The sequence below is a fragment of the Pseudomonas sp. AC355 genome, from assembly GCF_979258205.1.
Map to the genome: position 1 here is coordinate 568389 of NZ_OZ409843.1, position 21616 is coordinate 590004.

The following is a 21616-nucleotide window of genomic DNA, read 5'->3' on the forward strand; positions in this document are numbered from 1 at the left end:
CCCACGCTCCAGCGTGGGAGCCCAATCCAGGGCGCTCTGCGCCCGCCAGGCCTCGACATCGGACGCAGAGCGTCCCTACAGGCATTCCCACGCGGAGCGTGAGGAACGATCAGATCGAACCCCGCAGCAGAACCGCTTCCGCCACATTGCCGCTGTAGTGCTCAAGACCAGCTCAGGATCGGCCAGCCTTCGCGTTCGGCGTGCTCGCGCAGTGCCGGATCGGGGTTCACCGCGTGGGGCTTGTCGACCCGTTGCAACAGCGGCAGGTCGTTGCGTGAGTCGGAGTAGAAGTAGGCGCCTTCCAGGCTTTCGCCTTGCTCCTCCAGCCAGGCGTGCAGGCGGGTGACCTTGCCTTCACGGTAAGTGAGCACGCCTTCGGTCTTGCCGCTGTAGTGGCCGTATTCTTCGTGCAGGTCGATGGCCAGCACCTCCTGAACCTTCAGCCGTTCGGCGATGGCGCTGACCAGAAAGTGCGCCGAGGCGGAGATGATCAGGATGCGGTCGCCGGCTGCGCGGTGGTTGGCCAGGCATCGGGTGGCGTCGCTGAAGAAGATCGGTTCGATCACGTCTTCCACGAAGGGCTCGACGACGAAGGCGACTTCTTCCGGCGTGCGCCCCACCAGCGGCGACAGGCTGAAGGTCATGTAGTCCTCCATCGCCAGTTTGCCTTCGGCGTACAGCGCCATCAACTGATGATCCTTGGTGATGAAACTTTCCCCGTCGACCCAGCCGAGCGTGGCCATGTGCTCGCTCCACAGGCTGGCACAGTCGCCATTGATCAGGGTTTCGTCGAGATCGAAAATTGCCAGTGCCATCAAGCTACCTCTCGCACGGCATTCGCCGCGATATCCAATGAGATTGAGTGGCCGTCGGCATGTAGGTCGTCCGCGCTGCGATTGAGCACGTCGACCAGCAGTTCCACACCGTCGGCTTCCACCCGGTAGCGGATGATATTACCGAGCAGGCTGTGACTGCGAATCCGCGCTGCGATGGTGCCCTGGCCGAGCACGATGGCTTCCGGGCGGATGGCCACCTGGCTGCTAACCGGATAGCCGAGCAAGCGACTGGCGGTGGTCGCGTCGAGCAGGTTGTAGTTGCCGATGAAGCCGGCCGCGAAGGCATCAGCAGGGGCGGTGTAGAGGGTTTCCGCGTCGCCGCTCTGGACGATGCGCCCGGCGTTCATGAGGAAGATGCGGTCGCTCATCACCAGGGCTTCTTCCTGATCGTGGGTGACGAAAATCGTCGTCAGGCCCAGTTCCTGCTGGATGCTGCGGATCTGCTCACGCAGGTGTTTGCGGATGCGTGCATCGAGCGCCGACAGCGGTTCGTCGAGCAGCAACAGGCGCGGGCGGGTGACCAGCGAGCGGGCCAGGGCGACGCGCTGGCACTGGCCGCCGGAGAGCTGATGCGGGTAGCGGCTGGCGAAGTCGCCGAGCTCTACCATGGCCAGGGCTTCCTGCACGCGCCCGGCGGATTCGTCCTTGCCGGTTTTCTGCATGCGCAGGCCGAAGGCGACGTTCTGCGCGGCGGTCATGTTGGGGAACAGCGCGTAGCTCTGGAACACCATGCCGATGCCGCGCTTCTGTGGCGCCAATGGCACCAGGTCTTCGCCGCCGAGCAGGATCTTGCCGCCATTGACCTCGGTGAGGCCGGCGATGCAGCGCAGCAGGGTGGATTTACCGCAGCCCGATGGGCCCAGCAAGGTGACGAATTCGCCCTGTTCGATCTCGGCATTGATGTCGCTGAAGATCGAGGTGCCGCCGTAGCTTTTGTGCAGGTTCTGGATGCTCAGGAAGCTCATGCCTTGTCCCTGTTCAGTCGATTGGCCGCCCAGGTGAACACCAGGACGAAAAAGAAGTAGGAGATCACCAGGGCGCTGTTGAAGTGGCCACTGCTGTTCTTCATGTTGTTGAGGTACACCTGCAGGGTTTCGTAGCGTGTGCCGACCAGCAGGTTGGCGAACACGAATTCGCCGAACAGAAAACTGAATGACAGGAACAGCGACACCATCAACCCCTTGCGCAGGTTGGGCAGCACCACCAGAAAGGCGGCTTTCCAGGTACTGGCGCCGAGCAGATGGGCAGCGTCCATCAGGTCACGCAGGTTGATCGCCTGCAGGTTGTTGGTGATGGCCCGGTACATGAACGGCAGGGCGATGGTGAAGTAGCAGCCGACCAGGATCCACGGCGTTCCGACCATCGCCAGCGGCCCGGAGCCATACAGCTGCAACAGACCGACGGCGGACACCACCGGCGGCACGGCGAACGGCAGCAGGATCAGCACGTTCATCACCGCGTCGAGTTTCGGGAAGTGGTAATGCACCACGAACAGCAGTGGCAGGATCAGCACCACCGACAGCGCCAGGGCGCCGAAACACACCAACAGCGACTGGCCGAAGGCCTTGAGAAAGCGCGGTTCGCCCCACAGCTCCAGGTACCACTTGAAGGTCAGGCCATCCGGCAGGATGGTCGCCGACCAGCTGGTGGCCAGCGAGTAGAGCAAGGTGCCGGCCAGCGGCAGCAACAGGATCAGAAACAGCAGCCAGACCACCACGCGGTGGTAAAGGCTGGCGGCTGGGGCATCAGCGCGGGACATGGTAGCTCCTCCTCAGCAGCAACTGATGGACGAGGGTGATCGCCGCCATCAGGCCGACCAGGATCATCGCCAGGGCGCTGGCCATGTGTGGATCGAGGGAGATGTCCCCGGAAATCATCGCGGCGATACGGATCGGCAGCACGTTGAAATTGCCCGTGGTCAGGTAGTACACCGTGGCGTAGGCGCCCAGGGCATTGGCCAGCAGGATCACGAAGGTGCCGAGCAGCGCCGGGGTGAGTACTGGCAGGCCGATGTGCCGCCAGAAGTCCCAAGTGCCGGCGCCGAGCAGCGCGGCGGACTCGCGCCAGTCCTGACGCAAGGCGTCGAAGGCTGGGTAGAGCAGCAGCACACCGAGAGGAATCTGGAAGTAGGTGTAGAGCACGATCAAGCCGTTCTTCGAGTACAGGTTGAAGCTCTCGATCAGCCCGGCCTGGATCAGCAGCAAGGTCACCGCGCCGTTGAAGCCGAGCAGGATGATGAACGCGAAGGCCAGGGGCACGCCGGCGAAGTTGCTGGTCATGTTGGAAAAGGCGATCACGAAATCGCGCAGTTTCGAATCCACCTGGCGCAGCGAGTAGCTGCCGATGATGGCGATGAGCATGCCGAACACGCTCGACCAGAAGGCGATCTGCAGGCTGAACTTGACCGCCTGCATGTAGAACTTCGAGGCAAACGCCTTCTCGAAATTGCCCAGGCCCCAGCCGTCCGGCGTGTTCAGGCTGTTGAGCGCGACCCACACCAGCGGGGCGATCTGAAAGGCGATAAAGAACACCACGAAGGGCAGCAGGCACAGCAGAGCCAGCCATTTTCCCTTGGGTTTGTGGATGGCGCTCATCGCAGCAGCTCCCGGCACGAAGGTTTGTCATGGGGCACGCCGAGCAGCTCGCAGATGGTGCCGCACAGCTCCAGTTGCTTCGGCGCTGCCGACTCGCTGAGGCTGAACGCATCGCCGAGCACGAACAGCGGCACTTCGCGCTCTTCGGGCAGCAGGCCGTTGTGCGAGCGGTCGTCGTTCATGCCGTGATCGGCGGTCACCAGCACCTGATAGCCAGCGTCCAGCCAGGTCTGCAGGTAGCCGGCCAGCAGGATGTCGGCGACCCGCGCCGCGTTGCGGTACTGGCTGCTGTCGAGGCTGTGCTTGTGGCCGGCGTCGTCGATGTTCATCGGGTGCACCAGCAGAAAGTCCGGCGCATGCGCGAGGCGCAGGCTCTCGGCATCGTCGAACAGGTGCGAGTCCGGGTAATGGTCTGCGTAATAGAAATGCCCGTGCTGGATCGGCAATTCGCTATCACTGGTATGGCGGTCACGGGCTGCCACAAAGGGCGCACGGTTATACAGCTCGCTCATCCAGTGATAGGCGGCAGCTGCAGTGCTCAGCCCGGCGGCGCGGGCGTAGTGGAACACACTGCGCTCCTTGCTGAGGCGCACCACGTTGTTGTGCACGATGCCGCTGTCGATCGGTGTCACGCCGGTGAGAATGCACTCATAGAGCGGGCGCGACAGCGAAGGCAGCTCGCATTCGAGCTTGTACAGGGCGGCACGCCCGGCGGCGCGATACGCCTGCAAGTGGCCGAGCGCATGCCGAGCGACCTCGAAATTGAGGCCGTCGAGAATGACGAGGATGACCTTGGACGGCATGGGTGATCCTGGGTTGAGAGGGACGTAGAGACGTAGCCTGGGTTGAGCGAAGCGATACCCAGGGCAGGTTTCCCGGGTTTCGCTGCGCTCGACCCGGGCTACACTGTGCCTGGATTACTCCATATTGATGATCACGTTTTCCTGCCACAGCTGCGGCAGGGTTTTCGAGGTCGTTTCCCAGGCGGCGGCGTCCTTGATCGGCTTGACCTTGGCGTACTGCTCGTTGGGCAGCAGCTTGGCCTGCACTTCAGCCGGCAGGGTCAGGTGCTCGGCGCGGATCGGGCGGGCGTTGCCCTTGGCCAGGTTGATCTGCCCGGCGTCGCTGAGGATGTACTCGCGGGCCAGCTTGGCGGCGTTGGGGTTCTTGGCGTACTTGTTGATGATGGTGGTGTAGCCGGAGATCACCGAGCCATCGGAAGGGATCAGCACTTCGAAGCGGTTCGGGTCGATCTGGTCGCGGTAGCTCAGGCCGTTGAAGTCCCAGACGATACCCACTTCCACTTCGCCTTTCTCCAGGGTCTGGATGGTCGGGTTGGCCAGCGACAGGCGCCCCTGTTCGGCGATTTCGGCGAAGTAGTCCAGGCCCGGCTGGATGTTCTTCTCGTCGCCACCGTTGGCGATGGCCGCAGCCAGCACGCCGTTGACGGCCTGAGCAGCAGCGCTGACGTCACCGATTGCCACGCGGTATTTGCCGGTTTTCAGGTCAGCCCAGCTTTTCGGGGTGTCCTTGACCAGCTGCTTGTTGACGATGAAGGCGATGGAGCCGGTGTAGGCGAGCATCCAGTGGCCGTCGGCATCCTTGGCCCACTCCGGAATCTGGCTCCAGGTGGTCGGTTTGTAGGGCTGGGTCACGCCCTGCTGCACGGCGATCGGGCCGAAGGCGGCGCCCACGTCACCGATATCGGCGCTGGCGTTGTCCTTTTCGGCGGCGAACTTGGCGATTTCCTGGGCCGAGCTCATGTCGGTGTCCATGTGCTTGAGGCCGTACTTGTCGCTCAGGTCCTGCCAGGTGTCCTTCCAGTTGGCCCAACTGTCCGGCATGCCGACGCTGTTCACGGCGCCTTCTTTGCGTGCGGCCTGTTCCAGTGCAGTTATATCCGTCTCGGCGGCCATGGCCTGGGAAGCCAGAGCGATGGCGCTGCCCATCAGCGATGCCAGTAGCAGTTGTTTCATTGGAAACTCCTTTGCGTTGAGGGTTGGTCTAGATCAGCAAGACCCAAGCCAATGTAGGCGGCGCCAATGACAGTTTTGTGTCGGTATGGCCGTCGCGCACATCCGGAGCCTTCGGCGAGGCCCCGCTCAGCAAGCGTAGACCAGGTTAAGCCTTTGAATTGGCGGGCTTGTCACTGGCATGGGGCGTGCTTGAAAGCAGCCTGTCATCTGCCGGTCATCCGGCTTGCCTAGGCTTGTGAGCAAGCATTGCAGCCAGTCGATGGCTGTTACGTGCCCTGTAATGGGGCTGGTCTAGTCCAAAAGGAATCAGCGTGATGCGCGACGACACGCCACGGGCCGTCACCACCATTTGCCGCGCGTTGCAGGAACAAATCGAGCACGGCCTGCTGCCTGCCGGTGCCAAGTTGCCGGCCGAGCGGCGCCTGAGCGAATTGTTCGACACTACACGGATCACCCTGCGTGAGGCGCTCGGGCAGCTGGAAGCTCAGGGCCTGGTGTACCGCGAGGAGCGCCGCGGCTGGTTCGTCTCGCCCGCGCGGGTCGCCTACAACCCCCTGGTGCGCACCCACTTTCACGCCATGGTCGCGGAGCAGGGCAGAGTGCCTGCCACCGAAGTGCTGAGTGCCCGACTGATGCCGGCACACTCGCAGGTCTGCCAATTGCTGGGCTTGTCCGGGCTATCCAGCGTCTACCAGATCCGCCGGGCACGGCGCATCGACGGGCGACTGGTGCTGTATGTCGAGCATTACCTGAACCCCGACTATTTCCCTGGCATCCTCGATTACGACCTGACCCGGTCGCTGACCGAGCTATATGCCAGCGAGTACGACGTGCACTACGGCCGGGTACGTTTCGACATGGTGCCCACCGCGCTGCATGCCGACGCCGCTGCAGCGCTCAAGGTGGCGCCCGGCAGCCCGGCGTTGCGCATCATCCGGGTCAACCGCGACCAGCGCGGCCGCCTGATCGACTGCGACCTCGAGTACTGGCGCCATGACGCAATTCATATCAGCGTGGAAGTGCCGGATTAGGATCCGGTAAAAGGCATTGCAGAGCGGTGCGCGGCTCCTGAGTTCAGGCGTCGCGTTTCACCGTCAACTCACAGGCTCTTTATCTTGGCGGCAAGAACGGCCGCATTGACCGTGCTCAGGGTTTGCTTACCCGCTGGAAACTCCAGCACAGCGCTTTCTACCAGGGTGTAAATTCGCTCGCCGTTATTCAGCGTGAATTCTAAAAACGCCAGGTGATCGCTCCATGAGCGGTAGCGCCGCACCATGAAAATGCTGTGCCTGGACGTTACCGAGCGAATTTTCGTCAGCGCAATCTTCTGGTCAGCCGCTTCGCTGGAGACGATCAGCTCATCGTTATGGATAGAGGCCGGGCCGGCTTTTGCGAGCATTCGCCATTCCAGTGCGAAGCGCCACGACATGCTCAGCAGGCAGACGCCGATCAGCAGCAGCTCGGGGAGGGGAGTGCTGGGCGCTTTGATCAGAACCAAACCACTGCCTGCCACGAGAATGGCCAGGGTGATGAACCGGTAGAAATAGACGTTGTGGAAATCGGGGAAGGTCAGAAAGCGGATGTCCATATACGGGTTCCTGAAGTCGGAATCTGCCAACGCGTTCGTTAGCAGCACTCACTCGCGCAGGCATTATCGGTGATGGTGCACCTGGAAAACTGTGCGGTGCTCCCTGTTTCACCGGTGTGCCAATCCGAGCACGTTGCCGGCTCTCAAGAGCGGAGGTCGGCTTGCTTCCGTGGGGGGCGCCCTCTCAGTTAGTTGGCAAAAAAATGCCCGCAACGACCGATGAACTGTCATTGCGGGCATGTTTTACGGCTTGCTTCAGCCGATGCGGTGCGCGTGGATCAGACGGCAGCCACTACCTTGGCAGGTGGCTGAGTGCGGCGCCCCAGTACACCGGCACCAGCCGCCACCAGCCCTGAGATCACCAGGGTGATCAGCAGAATCCAGGCACCCTGAGAAACTCGCTTGGCCGCTACTTCAGCGGCTTCACGGGCTTTCTGCTCGGCTTGGGCTTTCAGTTCCTGATACTTGGCGTAAGCCTGGCGATAACTGGCTTGTGCCTGATCGACGATCTGGTTGGCCTCGGCGTCGGTCTTGTTGCCGCGTGCCTTGATCAGATTGACCAGCGCTTCACGGTCGGCAGCGTCCCAGGCCTGGTCGCCCTTGGCTTTGATGCGATCCAGCAGACTGCCCAGTTGCTCGCCGGCCTGTTGAGGGTTTTCAGCGCTGCGCTGGGCGGTGTTCTGCGCATCCTGCTGAGTGGCTTGCGCTTGCTGGTTGAGGTTCTCCGGGTTCAGTTCAGGCTTGCCAGTCTGACGCATGGCTTGTTCGAGCTCGCCTTGAATATCGTCCAGATTGAACTCGATACCCTGCTCACGGAGCTGATCCTGAATCTTGCCACCCAGTGCCGGTGCGACCTGGGCGATGCCGCTGCCCAGTGCCGACATACCGCTGCCAGCCAGATTCAGGCCGCCACGCACCACGCCGGTTACGGCGCTGGAGACCAGGTATACGGTGATCAGCGAAACGCTGGCCCAGACCAGCAGGCCATGAAAGGCACCCTCACGCTGTGCCAGGCGACCTGCGGCCCAGCCACCGATGAACAGCGAAATCACTGCACTGATCACCACCCAGATGGCGGCGCCCGTGCCGATGCCCGACAGCGGGTCGGCTTCTTGCAGCGGATCGATGCTGGCGCTGCCGATGGCCGTGCCCAGCAGGTTGAGTAGCAGTGATACCACCATGGCGAGTACGACCCCCGCCACAATCGCACTCCAGGAAATGCGCTTGAGCAGTGGCGCCACAGCAGTGGAGTCATGGTAAACGGGTTGGGTGTAGCCGACTGGAGCAGTACGGTCGTCGCGGATCATAATGGCAGCCCCTCAAGGCAATGGCAGAACGAGCGAAATATCTCGTTACTACAAATGACTGTGGCGCCAACGGGAAAGTTTGGACTGGATTTTCGGGGGAGATTTTCTAGGCCCTGCGCCTGACATCGGGCTTTTTGAGTTTGCCGCCGACCCGCAACAAAAGCAGGCCGTGGTCAGCGCATGAGCGTTAGAGCCAAGGGTGTATCTGCCACTCGTTCAGGGTGCCGGAAAGGCACCCGTGTTTCACGAAAGCGATCAATGAATGGAGCCATAGGCAAGCCGCTCACGCACCAACAACTCAGCCTGATGGGCCATCTGATCGAGCAGCCGGTCGCGCTTCTTCTCCGCCTCGCTCATGGCCTTCTTGCCGTGTTGCTTCAACAGATACGCATGGATCTGCCGCACTTCGGTAGACTGGTAGATCGGCATGAGATCCTGCACCGCCACCATGCCGTCCGAGCGATAGCTGCGGGTATTCATCGACACCTGCGGGCCCTGTGCCGCCAGCACACGAAAGCCCATGGCCTCGAAGGTTGGCACCTTGCTCGCCGCGCAGGCCAGCTCCACATGCGGATGACGTTCGATGATCTGCTGCAGCATGGCCCGCGCCACACCGTGCCGTCTGTGGCTGGTCTGTACGGACATATAGGCCAGGGTGCAGGCCTCGACATCATCCTGGCTGGGCAGGTACAGGGTAAAACCCAACACCTGGGAAGGATCTTCGTCGTCCAACGCCAGGATCAGCTGTGTGGGGCTGTCGGCGTTACCGTTCATGGCCTGCAGATACAGGTGCACCTCGTAGCCGATCACGTACTGGTACAACTGATAGAGCGGGTTGCTGGGCGTCAGCGACACCGGGCTGATATCGCTGAAATAGTCCACCACCATCTGCAGCACCTGGCTTTTCAGGGACTCGGGCGGCGGGGTATCCAGGTGTACGAGGGTGAACATCGAAAGGCGAGCTCTTGTGTGAATCGGCGGGCGCCATTGTAACGCGTGTGGCTGTGGCGGCGGGTCGAGATGATCGGGGCGTTATCTGCCGGGGCTTCAGGTAAAATTGCGTAACATCGGATTCAAATCTGGCAGAGGCTTATGGCATCGTTGAAACGCAAATACTCAGGCATGGAGCGCGAGCTGGCTCGCACGCTGACCACCGCCTGTGAGACGGCCAAAAGCCAGATCGTCGGCTTCCAGTGGCTTACCCATGACGTTGACTACGAGCGCTTTCCGCAGAGCCTGAAAGTGACCTGGGTGTTTGATACCGAAGCGAGCAAGGACAAGGCAATTGCCAGCCCGGACAGGGCGAGAATGCATGACCTGACGCTGGCCTCCTTTGAGGAGGTGGGCATCAGCGTGGCGAACATCGCCGCCCACGTCGTGTTTCGCTCTGAGCAACGCCTGGCACCCGCGTCCGGTAATCGTGGTGCGCAGCCGGTGAGCGGCAAGCGTGGCTAAAGACATCGAAAACCCCTGCGTGTCGCTGTGCCAGCTCAACAGCGAACTGTGCGTCAGCTGCGGCCGCACCCGAGAAGAAATCCGCAAATGGCGCGGCATGAAACGCCCCGAGAAAATGGCCACCGTGCAGAAGGCTACGGCGCGGATGAAGGCGATAGCCAAGAAGAAGAGCAAATGAGCAGGGCAGAGAATGATCGTTCCCACGCTCTGCGTAGGAATGCAGCCAGTGACGCTCCGCGTCACGAATACCACCGGTCTACCTCAATCAATCCCGCCAGCCCCGCATAATTCCTGGCACTGGAATAACGCCAATGTTCGGCTCGGCCTACTAGCCACGTTTGACTGGGTTGTGATGGATGTAGTCGAGCTTTTCCCTCATCACTTCGTTGCTGTACACCAGCTCCGCATGTGAACCCTCCTGCCAGAGTTGATACACGCGATCAGCCTTGTGCGCGCGCTTGGCGAAGCGCAGTCGCTCCAGCAAACGCTCTGCCCGTCGTTCTTGCAGGTGATCGATGATTTGCCGTGCAGTGAACGACTTGAACCCGCTGACACATTTGCCCAGGTCAGGCGCTTGGGCAACGAAGTGCAGGTGATTTTCCAGAACGACGTAGCCATAAAGGCGCAAGCCCTGGTTTGCCTGTTGATAGCGCCAGCAATCGAGCAGAATTTCGACCAGCGTGGGGCGAGTGAATAGCGGTAGCCATTCCATCACCGTGCAGGTGAGAAAGTGTGGTTTTTCCGGTTCGGTGATGACGTAGCGGCTGCGGCCCATTGGATTCTTCCTTGAATCGAGTGCTATCTGATCGTACCCACGCTCCGCGTGGTTACGCCTTCTCGGACGCTCCGCGTCTTGTTATCTGGTTCTCGATAGAGATTAGCTGACGCGTCAGTCTGGGTAGTTTTCGACGCAGAGCGTCGAGGGCTGCGTTCCCACGCGTAGCGTGGGAACGATCAAAATTACACTCATACCCTCATGGGTGTCCTCTTTTTTGTTTATTGATTAAGAATCAAGCTCTTGGTTTATCATGCTTATGATTTCCGAAAACTTATCGTTGTTATAGGTGGAAATGTTTAGGCAGAATAAGTATAGAGCCTCTTCTCTAGGTAAATTTAAGTGCTTCCCTATTTCATGAAATTCATTGTGCTTCCCTGCTCCTAATCCATATTCAATTATATCCAGTAGAAGGGCTTCATCTATTTTGAATAAGGAGGCTAGGTGTGTGGCGTTCTGCTTTGAAGTTTCTAGTATCCAGGCCTCTGGCCATGTGTCTCCTGGGAGGTAGTTGATTTTTGACTTGAACCAGGCTGGATAGTCTTTATCTTTGATTTCTAGTGTGTTTGCTCCAAACTCTTGGTTGTTTTTTTCTTTGTCTTTTTGGTCGCCATCAAAAAGTGTGATGGTATTTTTACAGTCGGATAGCTTGTACGTTGATGCTTGCTGAACGCTTAGTGCTGAGGCAGAGCCTATTATTTCTGTGTTAACTCTTGAGCGTATTTCGTTTGGTAGATTCAATGTGATGAGTTTCTGAGCAACGTCGTCTTCTACAAGAATGCAAAGTTCTTTGGAGTTTTTTGAGCTCAACTTTGAGAAGGCGTGATCGGATGAGTAACCTGCCGTAGCAACGGTGTTTTGTCCGATCTTTTCAATAAATACTCTTGAGTCCTCTGGAAGAAAATCAAATACTTCACTTGAGTGGGTGGTGCAGATAATTTGGATTTTCCTTTCGAGACAAATTTCTTTCAATTTTTTTATGAATCTTGCTTGAGCCTCTATGTGAAGACCTAGTTCGATTTCATCTATTACTATCAGGGCCCCTGGTGGTGCTGAATAGATTGTCGAGAATATTTCAAAAAGTGCGTTTTCACCAGCACCCATATTAAAGCCAGAAAATGTTACTCCATTTACTTTTGCTAGTGGAAGTCTGTATTTTGAGTGGGACGCAATTTTTACATCTTCGTATTTTTTATTTAAAATGTAGCCAATAATGTCACGAAGTTTGTCTTCCCAACCTTTCGGCTCTCCGGTGATGAAGTATCTGCAGTAGCTGCGGGATTGGCTTTTTTCACTGTGAGGAACGATGCGTTCAATTCCTAAGAAAGCAACGTTGCGATCTATTCTACTGGCATACTCATTCCATTTGCCCCCAGCAGATTTATGTCTGAGTTGATATTTTATACCTTTTTTATCTGGGTTGGATGAGGTTACTCGCCAGTTATCGTATGCAAAATAATATTTTATATAAACAGTTTTTGACGTTCCTTCGTTCTTGTGCTGTATGAAAAAGTCTGCAAAAGTGTAATAACTTTTCTTTCTGTTATTTGCGCGAAATCCATCATCTTTATTGTGATACGCGCAGCATGCCAAAGCTAAAATTGTAGACTTTCCTGTCCCATTTTTCCCCGCTATAGCGATAATTGGAAAATTTATTGGCACTGAAAGTTTTGTTAATCCTCTTATTCCGCCAATTGATATCTCAATTTTTCTTAAGTGTGCGTGAGCGTAGTCATTTGAAAACCACTTTCGAAGGCTGATATCAAGCTGGCTATTTCTATATTTCATAGAGCTTCCAATAAAAAGCCCCGCACTAGGCGGGGCTTTTTATTCAGCTTAATCCCCAACATCCATGGCAGGTGTTGGGTCAATCTACGCTGATGTCAGCGGGCCATCAATCCCAGCTCAACGCCCCACCAGTCTGATACTCGATTACACGGGTCTCGAAGAAGTTTTTCTCTTTCTTCAGGTCCATGATTTCGCTCATCCACGGGAACGGGTTGCTGGCGCCTGGGTATTCTTCTTTCAGGCCGATCTGGGTCAGGCGGCGGTTGGCGATGAATTTGAGGTAGTCCTCCATCATCGCGGCGTTCATGCCGAGCACGCCGCGGGGCATGGTGTCGCGGGCGTATTCGATTTCCAGCTGGGCGCCCTGCAGAATCATCTGGGTCGCTTCGTCTTTCATCTGCGCGTCCCACAGGCTAGGGTTCTCGATCTTGATCTGGTTGATCACGTCGATACCGAAGTTCAGGTGCATGGATTCGTCGCGCAGGATGTACTGGAACTGCTCGGCGGTGCCGGTCATCTTGTTGCGGCGGCCCATGGAGAGGATCTGGGTGAAGCCGCAGTAGAAGAAGATGCCTTCGAGTACGCAGTAGTAGGCGATCAGGTTCTTGAGGAACTGGCGATCGGTTTCCGGGGTGCCGGTTTCGAACTTGGGATCGGAGATCGAGCGGGTGTACTTGAGGCCCCAGGAGGCTTTCTTCGCGACGCTCGGGATCTCGTGGTACATGTTGAAGATCTCGCCTTCATCCATGCCCAGCGATTCGATGCAGTACTGGTAGGCGTGGGTGTGGATCGCCTCTTCGAAGGCCTGGCGCAGGATGTACTGGCGGCACTCGGGGTTGGTGATCAGGCGGTACACGGCCAGTACCAGGTTGTTGGCAACCAGGCTGTCGGCGGTGGAGAAGAAGCCGAGGTTGCGCATTACGATACGGCGCTCGTCTTCGCTGAGACCGTCCGTGGATTTCCACAGCGCGATGTCGGCGTTCATGTTCACTTCCTGCGGCATCCAGTGGTTGGCGCAACCATCCAGATACTTCTGCCAGGCCCAGTCGTACTTGAAGGGTACGAGCTGGTTGAGGTCGGCGCGGGCATTGATCATCTGCTTGTCGCCAACTTCCACGCGACCAGAGGCGCCTTCGAGGTCATCCAGGCCTTCCTGGATGTCGAGGTCGTTCAGGGCCTTTTTCGCACGGGCGATGGCATCGGAGTCGTTGGCATCAACGGCGCGGGCCTCGAGGGCGGCGTTGCCACCAACCTGGTTGAGCTTTTCCAGACTCATGTCGGCACTGATTTGCGCCGCGGATTGTTTGTTGGGAGCGGCAGCTTCTGCGCCGTCTTCCTTGTCGAATTCATCCCAGCTCAGCATGGGTTGGCTCCTGCTTGAGGGTCGGCATGTGGGCCGACCTGTATGGATAGTGGCTAATCATGTGTGGCTCGCGGTGCACGCAGAGCGCTACGGCTGATTATTGCCAGGGCTGCGCCTGGCTTCGCGTTATCGGTGCCGGATTGCAGTGAAGGCTGCAACCCGGCGGATACCTCTTATTGGCAGGCTTCGCAATCCGGCTCGTCGATGGCGCATGCCTTCGGAACTGGAGCCGGGCCAGGGGAGGCCTCATTGGCCGGCGCTGCAGCAGGTGCTGCGCTGAGGCCTTGGTCGCCACCACTGGACACCGCGTTGAGTTTGCTGGTGCTGATGGTGGACTTCTCGGTGCTGGTCGCGGCCAGGGCACGGAGGTAGTAGGTGGTTTTCAGGCCACGGTACCAGGCCATGCGGTAGGTCACGTCGAGCTTCTTGCCCGAGGCGCCGGCGATGTACAGGTTCAGCGACTGCGCCTGATCGATCCACTTCTGGCGACGGCTGGCGGCATCGACGATCCACTTGGTGTCGACTTCGAAGGCGGTGGCGTACAGGTCTTTCAGTTCTTGCGGGATGCGCTCGATCTGCTGCACGGAGCCGTCGTAGTACTTGAGGTCGTTGATCATGACCGAGTCCCACAGGCCGCGCGCCTTGAGGTCGCGAACCAGGTAGGGGTTGATCACGGTGAATTCGCCCGACAGGTTCGATTTCACGTACAGGTTCTGGTAGGTCGGCTCGATGGACTGCGATACGCCGGTGATGTTGGCGATGGTCGCGGTCGGCGCGATGGCCATGATGTTCGAGTTACGAATACCTTTCTGTACGCGAGCACGCACTGGCGCCCAGTCGAGGGTTTCGTTCAGGTCGACGTCGATGTACTTCTGGCCACGCTGCTCGATGAGGATCTGCTGGGAATCCAGCGGCAGCACGCCCTTGCTCCACAGCGAACCCTGGAAGGTTTCGTAGGCGCCACGCTCGTCGGCCAGATCACAGGAGGCCTGGATGGCGTAGTAGCTGACCGCTTCCATGGATTTGTCGGCGAAGTCGACGGCGGCGTCGGAGCCGTACGGGATGTGCTGCAGGTACAGCGCGTCCTGGAAGCCCATGATGCCCAGACCAACCGGACGGTGCTTGAAGTTGGAGTTGCGCGCTTGCGGCACCGAGTAGTAGTTGATGTCGATGACGTTATCGAGCATGCGTACGGCGGTGTTTACGGTGCGCTGCAGCTTGGCGGTGTCCAGCTTGCCGTCGACGATGTGGTTCGGCAGGTTGATCGAGCCCAGGTTGCAGACGGCGATCTCGTCTTTGTTGGTGTTCAGGGTGATCTCGGTGCACAGGTTGGAGCTGTGTACCACGCCCACGTGCTGCTGCGGGCTGCGCAGGTTGCACGGGTCTTTAAAGGTCAGCCATGGGTGGCCGGTCTCGAACAGCATCGAGAGCATTTTGCGCCACAGGTCTTTGGCCTGGATGGTCTTGAACAGTTTGATCTTGCCTGGGTATTCGCTCAGCGCTTCGTAGTACTCGTAGCGCTCTTCGAAGGCCTTGCCGGTCAGGTCGTGCAGATCCGGTACTTCGCTCGGCGAGAACAGGGTCCACTTGCCGTCGTCGAAGACGCGCTTCATGAACAGATCCGGGATCCAGTTGGCGGTGTTCATGTCGTGAGTACGGCGACGGTCATCACCGGTGTTCTTACGCAGCTCGATGAACTCTTCGATGTCCATGTGCCAGGTTTCCAGGTAGGCACACACGGCGCCTTTGCGCTTGCCGCCCTGGTTGACCGCGACAGCGGTGTCGTTGACCACTTTGAGGAACGGCACGACGCCCTGGGATTTGCCGTTGGTGCCCTTGATGTAGGCGCCCAGCGAGCGAACCGGTGTCCAGTCGTTACCCAGGCCGCCAGCGAATTTGCTCAGCAGGGCGTTGTCGCGAATGGCGTCGTAGATGCCGCCCAGGTCGTCTGGCACGGTGGTCAGGTAGCAGCTGGACAGCTGCGGACGCAGGGTGCCGGCGTTGAACAGGGTCGGCGTCGACGACATGTAGTCGAAGCTCGAGAGCAGGTTGTAGAACTCGATGGCGCGGTCTTCGCGGTTCTTCGGCTCTTCGATGGCGAGGCCCATGGCCACGCGCATGAAGAACACCTGCGGCAGTTCGAAACGGATGCCGTCCTTGTGGATGAAGTAACGGTCGTACAGGGTCTGTAGGCCCAGGTAGGTGAACTGCTGGTCGCGCTCGTGGTTGATCGCCTTGCCCAGTTTTTCCAGGTCATAGGTTTTCAGTTTCGGGTCGAGCAATTCGAACTCGACGCCGGCTTCGACGTAGGCAGGCAGGGCCTTGGCGTATAGCTCGGCCATCTCGTGGTGAGTGGCGCTGGCGGCGACGTTGAGGAAGCTCAGGCCTTCGGCGCGGATGTTGTCCATCAGCAGGCGGGCGGTGACGTAGCTGTAGTTCGGCTCACGCTCGACCAGGGTGCGGGAGGTCATCACCAGGGCGGTGTTGACGTCTTTCTGGGCGACGCCGTCGTACAGGTTCTTCAGGGTTTCTTTCTGGATCAGAGCGCCGTCGACTTCCAGCAGACCTTCGCAGGCCTCGGTGACGATGGTGTTGAGGCGGCCCATGTCCAGCGGCGCCATGCTGCCGTCAGCCAGGGTCACGCGGATGCTCGGGTGCGGCTGGGCGATGCCGTCGGCGGCGCCAGCGGTTTTGCGTTCCTGGCTGCGGGCTTCGCGGTAGATCACATAGTCGCGGGCGACTTTCTGTTCGCCGGAGCGCATCAGGGCCAGTTCGACCTGATCCTGAATCTCTTCGATATGAATGGTGCCGCCGGAGGGCATGCGACGCTTGAAGGTCGCGGTGACCTGCTCGGTCAGGCGCGCGACGGTGTCATGGATACGCGACGAGGCAGCGGCATTGCCGCCTTCCACAGCGAGAAACGCCTTGGTGATGGCGACGGTGATTTTGTCACCGGTGTACGGCACGACGGTGCCGTTACGCTTGATCACACGCAGTTGGCCTGGCGCGGTGGCAGCCAGAGCCTGAGTGGCGTCTTCACCCTGAGGCGTTTTGGCCTGAGGGTTCTCGTGAGTGGTGTCGGTGTGCATGTATGTCTCCATGATCAATGAAATTTTTCGGGATGAGCGTTCTGCCGCGAATCGTTACCTGTACCTGGCTTTCATTCCAATCGACAAAGCCTGAAGCCTGCACAAGGCTGGCAGCAGGGTGTTGCAAAAAGGCGGTGATGGACTGGCTGGCGTTTTTGCGCAGCTGCAGTCGGTACTGCTTCGAGGCCGGAACGCTATCCCTGGCTTAACTGGTGCTTCCTGCTGCACGCGGTCACTAGATGTAGTGTTGCCGGTGCAAGCGTGGCGAGCGGTGTTCTATTTGCGCCGAACGACCCGGGTCGTTCGATACCGCTGTGTTCTGGTTGCCGGAGCGCGGTGGTCGGTGGTTTTTCTGTGCACCGAAACGACTCTGGGCATGGACTTTTTCAGGGCATTTATGCTTGTGTCCATTTTTGCCAAAAACCCAACATGTAGGTGTTTGGCGAGCTGGGGATACAAGATAGTGCGATGGGGGAGCTAAGGCAAGCCCTGTGGCCTGTGGATAAATCTGTGGGTTAATGCGGGGTAAGTGGCGCAAATGCCCATGGATACTGGCGATGCCAGGGGCGGCGGCCTGATTGCCGCAGGTAGTTTTTTTTACGGGGCTAGCGAGGGAAATTCACTTCGTCACATAAACACAATATGTAGGGTTTATTCGGGAACTTTGGCCTGCAATATGCAGATGCGCGGCTGCTCTCTGCAGGCAGCCGCCATTAGCCGATGGCGCAAGAATTTTATCGTGTTATGGCAGAACCAGTGCCTTGTGCTTCAGGGCGCGTTTCTGCGTATCGGGCAGCTCGTCACGATCACCATAGGGCGCGGTGTACCAGCCGCCGTAGGTCGGGTTGGGCAGCAGGAACCAGCGCTGGCCGAACCACGCCTCATAGGGCTGCGCAGCCTGGCGTTGTTCGCTCAAGCGATTGGGCGCGGCAATGAAGTCGCCGTAGCTGTCGCCGACCAGCAGCAGAACCCGAGCATGTTCACCGACCCACTGGCGGCGGCAGGTCTTGTCCGAACCGGCGCTCTGGCAGCCGCCGATGGCGGTTCCCGCAGTGAGGATCTGTCCTTCATCCGCGATGGGGAAGCCCGCCTGGCGCAGGTTGCGCAGGGTGTCGGCTTCCTGGCCTGGCTCGCGGTTGGTCAGGTAATAGGGCGTGATACCGAGCTTGGCCGCTGCCTGCATGAAGGCGACCGAGCCGGGCAGGGCGCTGGCTTCGGCCTTTGTCACCCAGCGGTACCACTCGGCGTAATCATAAGCGCCACCATCGACCACCGACTTGGCATTCACGGGCGTGTTGTCGAGCAGCGTTTCATCGATATCGACGATCACTGCTGGTGGCAGGCCCGTCAGGTTGCGCGGCGGTTGCGCCAGGGCATCCCAGTGCGGATCGGCCAGCGCCGGTTGCAACTGGCGGGTTGCGGCGTCATACACCTGGCGATAGAGCAGCTCGTGCTCGATGGAGGTTTGTGTCCATAGCACCGCATCGAGCTGATCATGTTCCTTGGGTGCTTGCTGGCAACCAGTCAGCAGGCTTCCCAGCAAGCAGAAGGTCAATAACGATGCGGTGCCACGCATTTGGGATGCTCCTTGTACTTTTCCGACAATGGTTCAGATGAAGCGGTCGCAAAAAGGCAATAGCGGCCGGTCGCGATCTCGTGGGAGGGGCTTTAGCCGCGAGCTCTTTACGCCTAGCTAGGCAAAATCGAGGCTAAAGCGGATCGCCGCCCGGCCTCTCCCACAAAAGCTCTGCTCACCGTCCGCTTCCGCCTTTTTTCTGCCCATCACCGATACGACTTACCCGTCACCCGTTAAAAACTCACGGTTGCAGACAGGCGCGCGGTGCGTGGGTCGCCCGGGAACAGGTAGCCATCGCCTTGGTATGCGCCGGTGTCGCGCCAGTAGCGTTTGTCGAACAGGTTGTCGACGGTCAGGCGCAACACCGTATCAAAGCCTTCTATACGCGTGGTGTAACGGCTGCCGAGGTTGAATACCGTGTAGTCGGCGACCTTCACCGTGCCGCTCGGGTTGGCGTACTTGCTGCCGCTGTACTGCAGGCCGCCGAGCAGCGACAGGCCCTGAATACCGGGTATCCGGTAATCGGCTGACAGGCTGGCGCGCACGCGCGGTACGTTGACTGCCTGATGACCTTCATAGGCTTCGGTGCCGCTGTCGATCGCCCGGGCGCGAATCACTGCAGCGCTGGCCGATAGCTGCAGATCGCGAGTTGCCTGCCCGCTGGCAGAGAGCTCCAGGCCGATATTGCGCTGCTTGCCCTGTTGCACGTAGGTCAGGTTGCCATCGTCGTTCGGGCGACTGTATTGCAGCGCCTGATCGATACGGAACAGCGCCGCGCCCAGGCTCAGGCCCTGCCAGTCGCGCTTGAAGCCGGCTTCCAACTGGCGGGAAATGGTTGGAGCGAGAATTTCGCCATCGTTAGTGGTGAACCACGGCGCTTCGCCGCCCAGGGACAGCCCCTTGCTATAGCTCACATACAAGGTGGTGTCGGCCTGCGGTTTGTAGAGCAGCGCGGCGTTGGGCAGGAATTCGCTGCGCCGGGTACGGCGGTCGCTGATGCCACTGCTGGTGAAGGCTTCTTCGTCCAGACGCACCTGACGCCCGCCCAACAGCACCTGCCAGTGCTCGTCGAAGCTGATACGGTCGCTGAAGAACAGGCCGTACTGGCGGCTGTCGAGGCGGCGGTTCTTGGAGTTGAGCGCAACGTCGGTCGGGGCGAAGTCGGCAATGTCTTCATTGATGTTGCCGGTGCCGATGAACTCATTGACCGAGCTGCGTCTGTCTACGGTACGCCGCAAGGCGCTGGTGCCGACAGTCAGCTCGTGGCCCAGCGTGCCGGTAGTGAAGGCGCCGGATAGGGTCGCCTGCAGTTCGTCATGGCGCCGGGTGTCGTCCGGGCTGCGGTAGTCGTAGATGTCGTAGCCGCCTTCGGGGCTGAAGTGTGCAAGCCAATCGCTGCACCCGGAGTCCGGGCTGCAGCCATACGGAAAGCTACTGTAGTCATCGATCACCACCTGGCTGCGCGACGCATCGATGGTGGCTTTCCAGTTTTCGTCGAAACGGTATTCGAAACGCCCGCCCAGGTTCAGTGAGTCGATACCCACCGGTTTCGACCAGCTCTGATGGCCCAGGCGTTTATCCGGGTCGACGCCGCTTGGCACCTGAGTGCCGCCAAGCAATTGATAACCGGCGACCGAGCGCTGCTCGCGGGTCTGGTATTCGGCGTCCAACTGCAGTGTGGCGTTGGGCGACAGGTTCCAGTCCAGCGCCAGGGAGATGAAGTCACGCTTGCCATCGGCGTGCTCGACGAAGGAACGGATGTCCTCGTGGGCCAGGTTAAGGCGCAGGCCCAGCTCCTGTTCGCTGCCAAACCAGTGGCCGAGGTCGGCGGCGATATAGCGTTCGCCATCCTGATTGCTGGCCACGCTCAGCGAGCGCACGTTCTCGGTACGCTTGGTCACGTAGTTGATCAGCCCGCCAGGCTCGACCACGCCGCTCTGCAGACCGGACAACCCCTTGAGCAGCTCGACCTGCTGCTTGTTCTCCAGCGCCACGTTCTGTTCGCCGACCACGCTGCGGCCATTGACCCGGTAGCTGTTGGCGGCATTCAGCGAGAAGCCGCGCACCACGAAGTTCTCGTAGTAACCGATAGGGGCGTAGGCTTCGCCCACCGACGCGTCGTTCTTCAGCACGTCACTGAGCAGGCGTGCCTGCTGGTCGTCGAGCAACTGCCGGGTGACCACCGAAACCGACGCTGGGGTATCGAGCAGCGGCGTCTCCGTAAAACCACCGACTGTGGCACCACGGGCCTGGTAGCTGTCGCCGGCCTGGTCTTCGATGGTGGTGGCGTCGAGGGCGACCACCGAGTCGGCAGCCCAGGAAAACGTCGGGCTCAGCGCAATGGCGAGCAGGGTCGGGGCGAAACGCGGGCGAGGCAGGGCCATGCAAGTTCCTTGGGTGCGGAGGTCGGCGGTTGGCTATCCGGTGCGCGGGCGATTTCTGGGCTGGGGAGTGGCGATCGCTTGGCGGGGCGGCATTCTCCCTCATAAGAGCTGCCGTTGCCATGCCGGTTCTCGGCGTCCGTAGCCTGTGGTTGAGCGAAGCGATACCCAGGAGTTGCTCCCGAGTTTCGCTACGCTCTACGCCGGGCTACCAGAGCGGGAGTAGCGGGTATCAGTCAGAACGGTGCCGGGCACTCGAAGCGCAGGCGTTCGCCGGTTTGTGGGTGGGTCAGGCTGAGCATGCTGGCGTGCAGGCACAGGCGCGGGTAAGCGGCCAGGGCCTGTTCGTGGGCATAGAGGCCGTCACCGAGCAGCGGGTGACCGATGGACAGCATGTGCACGCGCAACTGGTGCGAGCGGCCGGTGATCGGGGTCAGTTCAACGCGACTGTGCTCGGCATGGCGCTCGAGTACGCGCCAGAAGGTCAGTGCGTGCTTGCCCTGTTCATGGTCGACGACGTGTCGCGGCTTGGTCGGTGGGTCGTAGCGCAGCGGCAGGTCGATGCTGCCGCTTTCGCCTTCGGGCGAGCCCCAGCACAGGGCGGTGTAGGCTTTTTCCGTTTCGCGGTCGTGGAACTGCCGGGACAGTTCGCGGTGGCTGTCGGCGTCACGGGCGAGGACGATCAGGCCGGAGGTTTCCCAGTCCAGGCGGTGCACGATGCGCGCTTCGGGGTAGCCGTTTTCCTGCAGGCGGGTGACCAGACAGTCCTTGTTGTCTTCGGCACGACCAGGCACCGAGAGCAGCAGGGTGGGCTTGTTGATCACCAGCAGGGCGGCATCCTGATGGACGATTTCGATTTGGCTGAGCGGCATGGGCGTTCTTTTGGTT

At 59.7% G+C, this 21616-nt stretch carries 18 protein-coding genes and 1 pseudogene; 3 read left to right on the top strand and 16 right to left on the bottom strand.

The annotated features are described in order from the left end of the window. Nucleotides 1–161 precede the first annotated feature (161 nt). From ACZ0AI_RS02745 to ACZ0AI_RS02770, 6 genes are all read right to left on the bottom strand, one after another. Nucleotides 162–815 carry an HAD family hydrolase gene (locus ACZ0AI_RS02745; RefSeq protein ID WP_463564455.1) on the bottom strand — a complete coding sequence of 218 codons (654 nt, stop codon included), beginning with the start codon at nucleotides 813–815 and terminating at the stop codon, nucleotides 162–164. Continuing rightward, complete coding sequence (locus tag ACZ0AI_RS02750) at nucleotides 815–1801, bottom strand: ABC transporter ATP-binding protein (RefSeq protein WP_463564456.1); 987 nt, start codon at nucleotides 1799–1801, stop codon at nucleotides 815–817. The genes ACZ0AI_RS02745 and ACZ0AI_RS02750 overlap by 1 nt, the downstream gene beginning before the upstream one ends. Further along, nucleotides 1798–2595: an ABC transporter permease gene (locus tag ACZ0AI_RS02755; protein WP_463564457.1), complete on the bottom strand. Its 798-nt coding sequence runs from the start codon at nucleotides 2593–2595 to the stop codon at nucleotides 1798–1800. Before ACZ0AI_RS02755 ends, ACZ0AI_RS02750 begins: the two co-directional genes overlap by 4 nt. Continuing rightward, a complete protein-coding gene (locus tag ACZ0AI_RS02760) occupies nucleotides 2582–3430 on the bottom strand; it encodes an ABC transporter permease (protein ID WP_463564458.1) in 849 nt (282 codons plus the stop codon). The genes ACZ0AI_RS02755 and ACZ0AI_RS02760 overlap by 14 nt, the downstream gene beginning before the upstream one ends. Next, entirely contained in the window at nucleotides 3427–4233 is an 807-nt protein-coding gene (locus ACZ0AI_RS02765; protein WP_463564459.1) for an alkaline phosphatase family protein, read from the bottom strand. Before ACZ0AI_RS02765 ends, ACZ0AI_RS02760 begins: the two co-directional genes overlap by 4 nt. Before the next feature lie 114 nt (nucleotides 4234–4347). After that, nucleotides 4348–5406 (bottom strand): ABC transporter substrate-binding protein, encoded by a 1059-nt coding sequence (locus ACZ0AI_RS02770; protein WP_463564460.1) that lies wholly within the window; start codon nucleotides 5404–5406, stop codon nucleotides 4348–4350. 314 nt (nucleotides 5407–5720) lie between these two features. On the opposite strand from ACZ0AI_RS02770, the gene ACZ0AI_RS02775 reads away from it, so the two are divergent. Further along, nucleotides 5721–6437: a UTRA domain-containing protein gene (locus ACZ0AI_RS02775; protein WP_463564461.1), complete on the top strand. Its 717-nt coding sequence runs from the start codon at nucleotides 5721–5723 to the stop codon at nucleotides 6435–6437. A gap of 68 nt (nucleotides 6438–6505) precedes the next feature. Here ACZ0AI_RS02775 and ACZ0AI_RS02780 read toward each other — a convergent pair whose 3' ends face one another. From ACZ0AI_RS02780 to ACZ0AI_RS02790, 3 genes are all read right to left on the bottom strand, one after another. Beyond that, nucleotides 6506–6994 (bottom strand): hypothetical protein, encoded by a 489-nt coding sequence (locus tag ACZ0AI_RS02780; protein ID WP_463564462.1) that lies wholly within the window; start codon nucleotides 6992–6994, stop codon nucleotides 6506–6508. Nucleotides 6995–7272: 278 nt separating this feature from the next. Further along, entirely contained in the window at nucleotides 7273–8301 is a 1029-nt protein-coding gene (locus ACZ0AI_RS02785) for a hypothetical protein (protein ID WP_463564463.1), read from the bottom strand. Nucleotides 8302–8556: 255 nt separating this feature from the next. Further along, nucleotides 8557–9252 (bottom strand): GNAT family N-acetyltransferase, encoded by a 696-nt coding sequence (locus ACZ0AI_RS02790; protein WP_463564464.1) that lies wholly within the window; start codon nucleotides 9250–9252, stop codon nucleotides 8557–8559. Between the two features lie 141 nt (nucleotides 9253–9393). Here ACZ0AI_RS02790 and ACZ0AI_RS02795 point away from each other — a divergent pair, with 141 nt between their 5' ends. Then, a complete protein-coding gene (locus tag ACZ0AI_RS02795) occupies nucleotides 9394–9756 on the top strand; it encodes a hypothetical protein (RefSeq protein WP_463564465.1) in 363 nt (120 codons plus the stop codon). Then, nucleotides 9749–9934, top strand: a complete 186-nt coding sequence (locus ACZ0AI_RS02800) for a DUF1289 domain-containing protein (RefSeq protein WP_463564466.1) — start codon at nucleotides 9749–9751, stop codon at nucleotides 9932–9934. Before ACZ0AI_RS02795 ends, ACZ0AI_RS02800 begins: the two co-directional genes overlap by 8 nt. Nucleotides 9935–9995: 61 nt before the next feature. Here ACZ0AI_RS02800 and ACZ0AI_RS02805 read toward each other — a convergent pair. The 7 genes and pseudogenes from ACZ0AI_RS02805 to ACZ0AI_RS02835 form a co-directional block, all read right to left on the bottom strand. Further along, nucleotides 9996–10531: pseudogene (locus ACZ0AI_RS02805) on the bottom strand (REP-associated tyrosine transposase). Between the two features lie 228 nt (nucleotides 10532–10759). Beyond that, entirely contained in the window at nucleotides 10760–12319 is a 1560-nt protein-coding gene (locus ACZ0AI_RS02810; protein ID WP_463564467.1) for an AAA family ATPase, read from the bottom strand. Between the two features lie 106 nt (nucleotides 12320–12425). After that, nucleotides 12426–13682, bottom strand: a complete 1257-nt coding sequence (locus ACZ0AI_RS02815; RefSeq protein WP_463564468.1) for a ribonucleotide-diphosphate reductase subunit beta — start codon at nucleotides 13680–13682, stop codon at nucleotides 12426–12428. Nucleotides 13683–13855: 173 nt separating this feature from the next. Beyond that, nucleotides 13856–16771, bottom strand: coding sequence for a ribonucleoside-diphosphate reductase subunit alpha (locus tag ACZ0AI_RS02820; protein ID WP_463564469.1), 2916 nt, complete (start codon nucleotides 16769–16771; stop codon nucleotides 13856–13858). Between the two features lie 742 nt (nucleotides 16772–17513). Next, a complete protein-coding gene (locus ACZ0AI_RS02825; protein ID WP_463564470.1) occupies nucleotides 17514–18347 on the bottom strand; it encodes a 5'-nucleotidase, lipoprotein e(P4) family in 834 nt (277 codons plus the stop codon). Nucleotides 18348–18580: 233 nt separating this feature from the next. Then, the gene (locus ACZ0AI_RS02830) at nucleotides 18581–20731 is read right to left on the bottom strand and encodes a TonB-dependent siderophore receptor (RefSeq protein ID WP_463564471.1); all 2151 of its coding nucleotides are present in this window, start codon (nucleotides 20729–20731) and stop codon (nucleotides 18581–18583) included. 233 nt (nucleotides 20732–20964) lie between these two features. Further along, nucleotides 20965–21600: an RluA family pseudouridine synthase gene (locus tag ACZ0AI_RS02835; RefSeq protein WP_463564472.1), complete on the bottom strand. Its 636-nt coding sequence runs from the start codon at nucleotides 21598–21600 to the stop codon at nucleotides 20965–20967. Nucleotides 21601–21616: the final 16 nt, after the last annotated feature.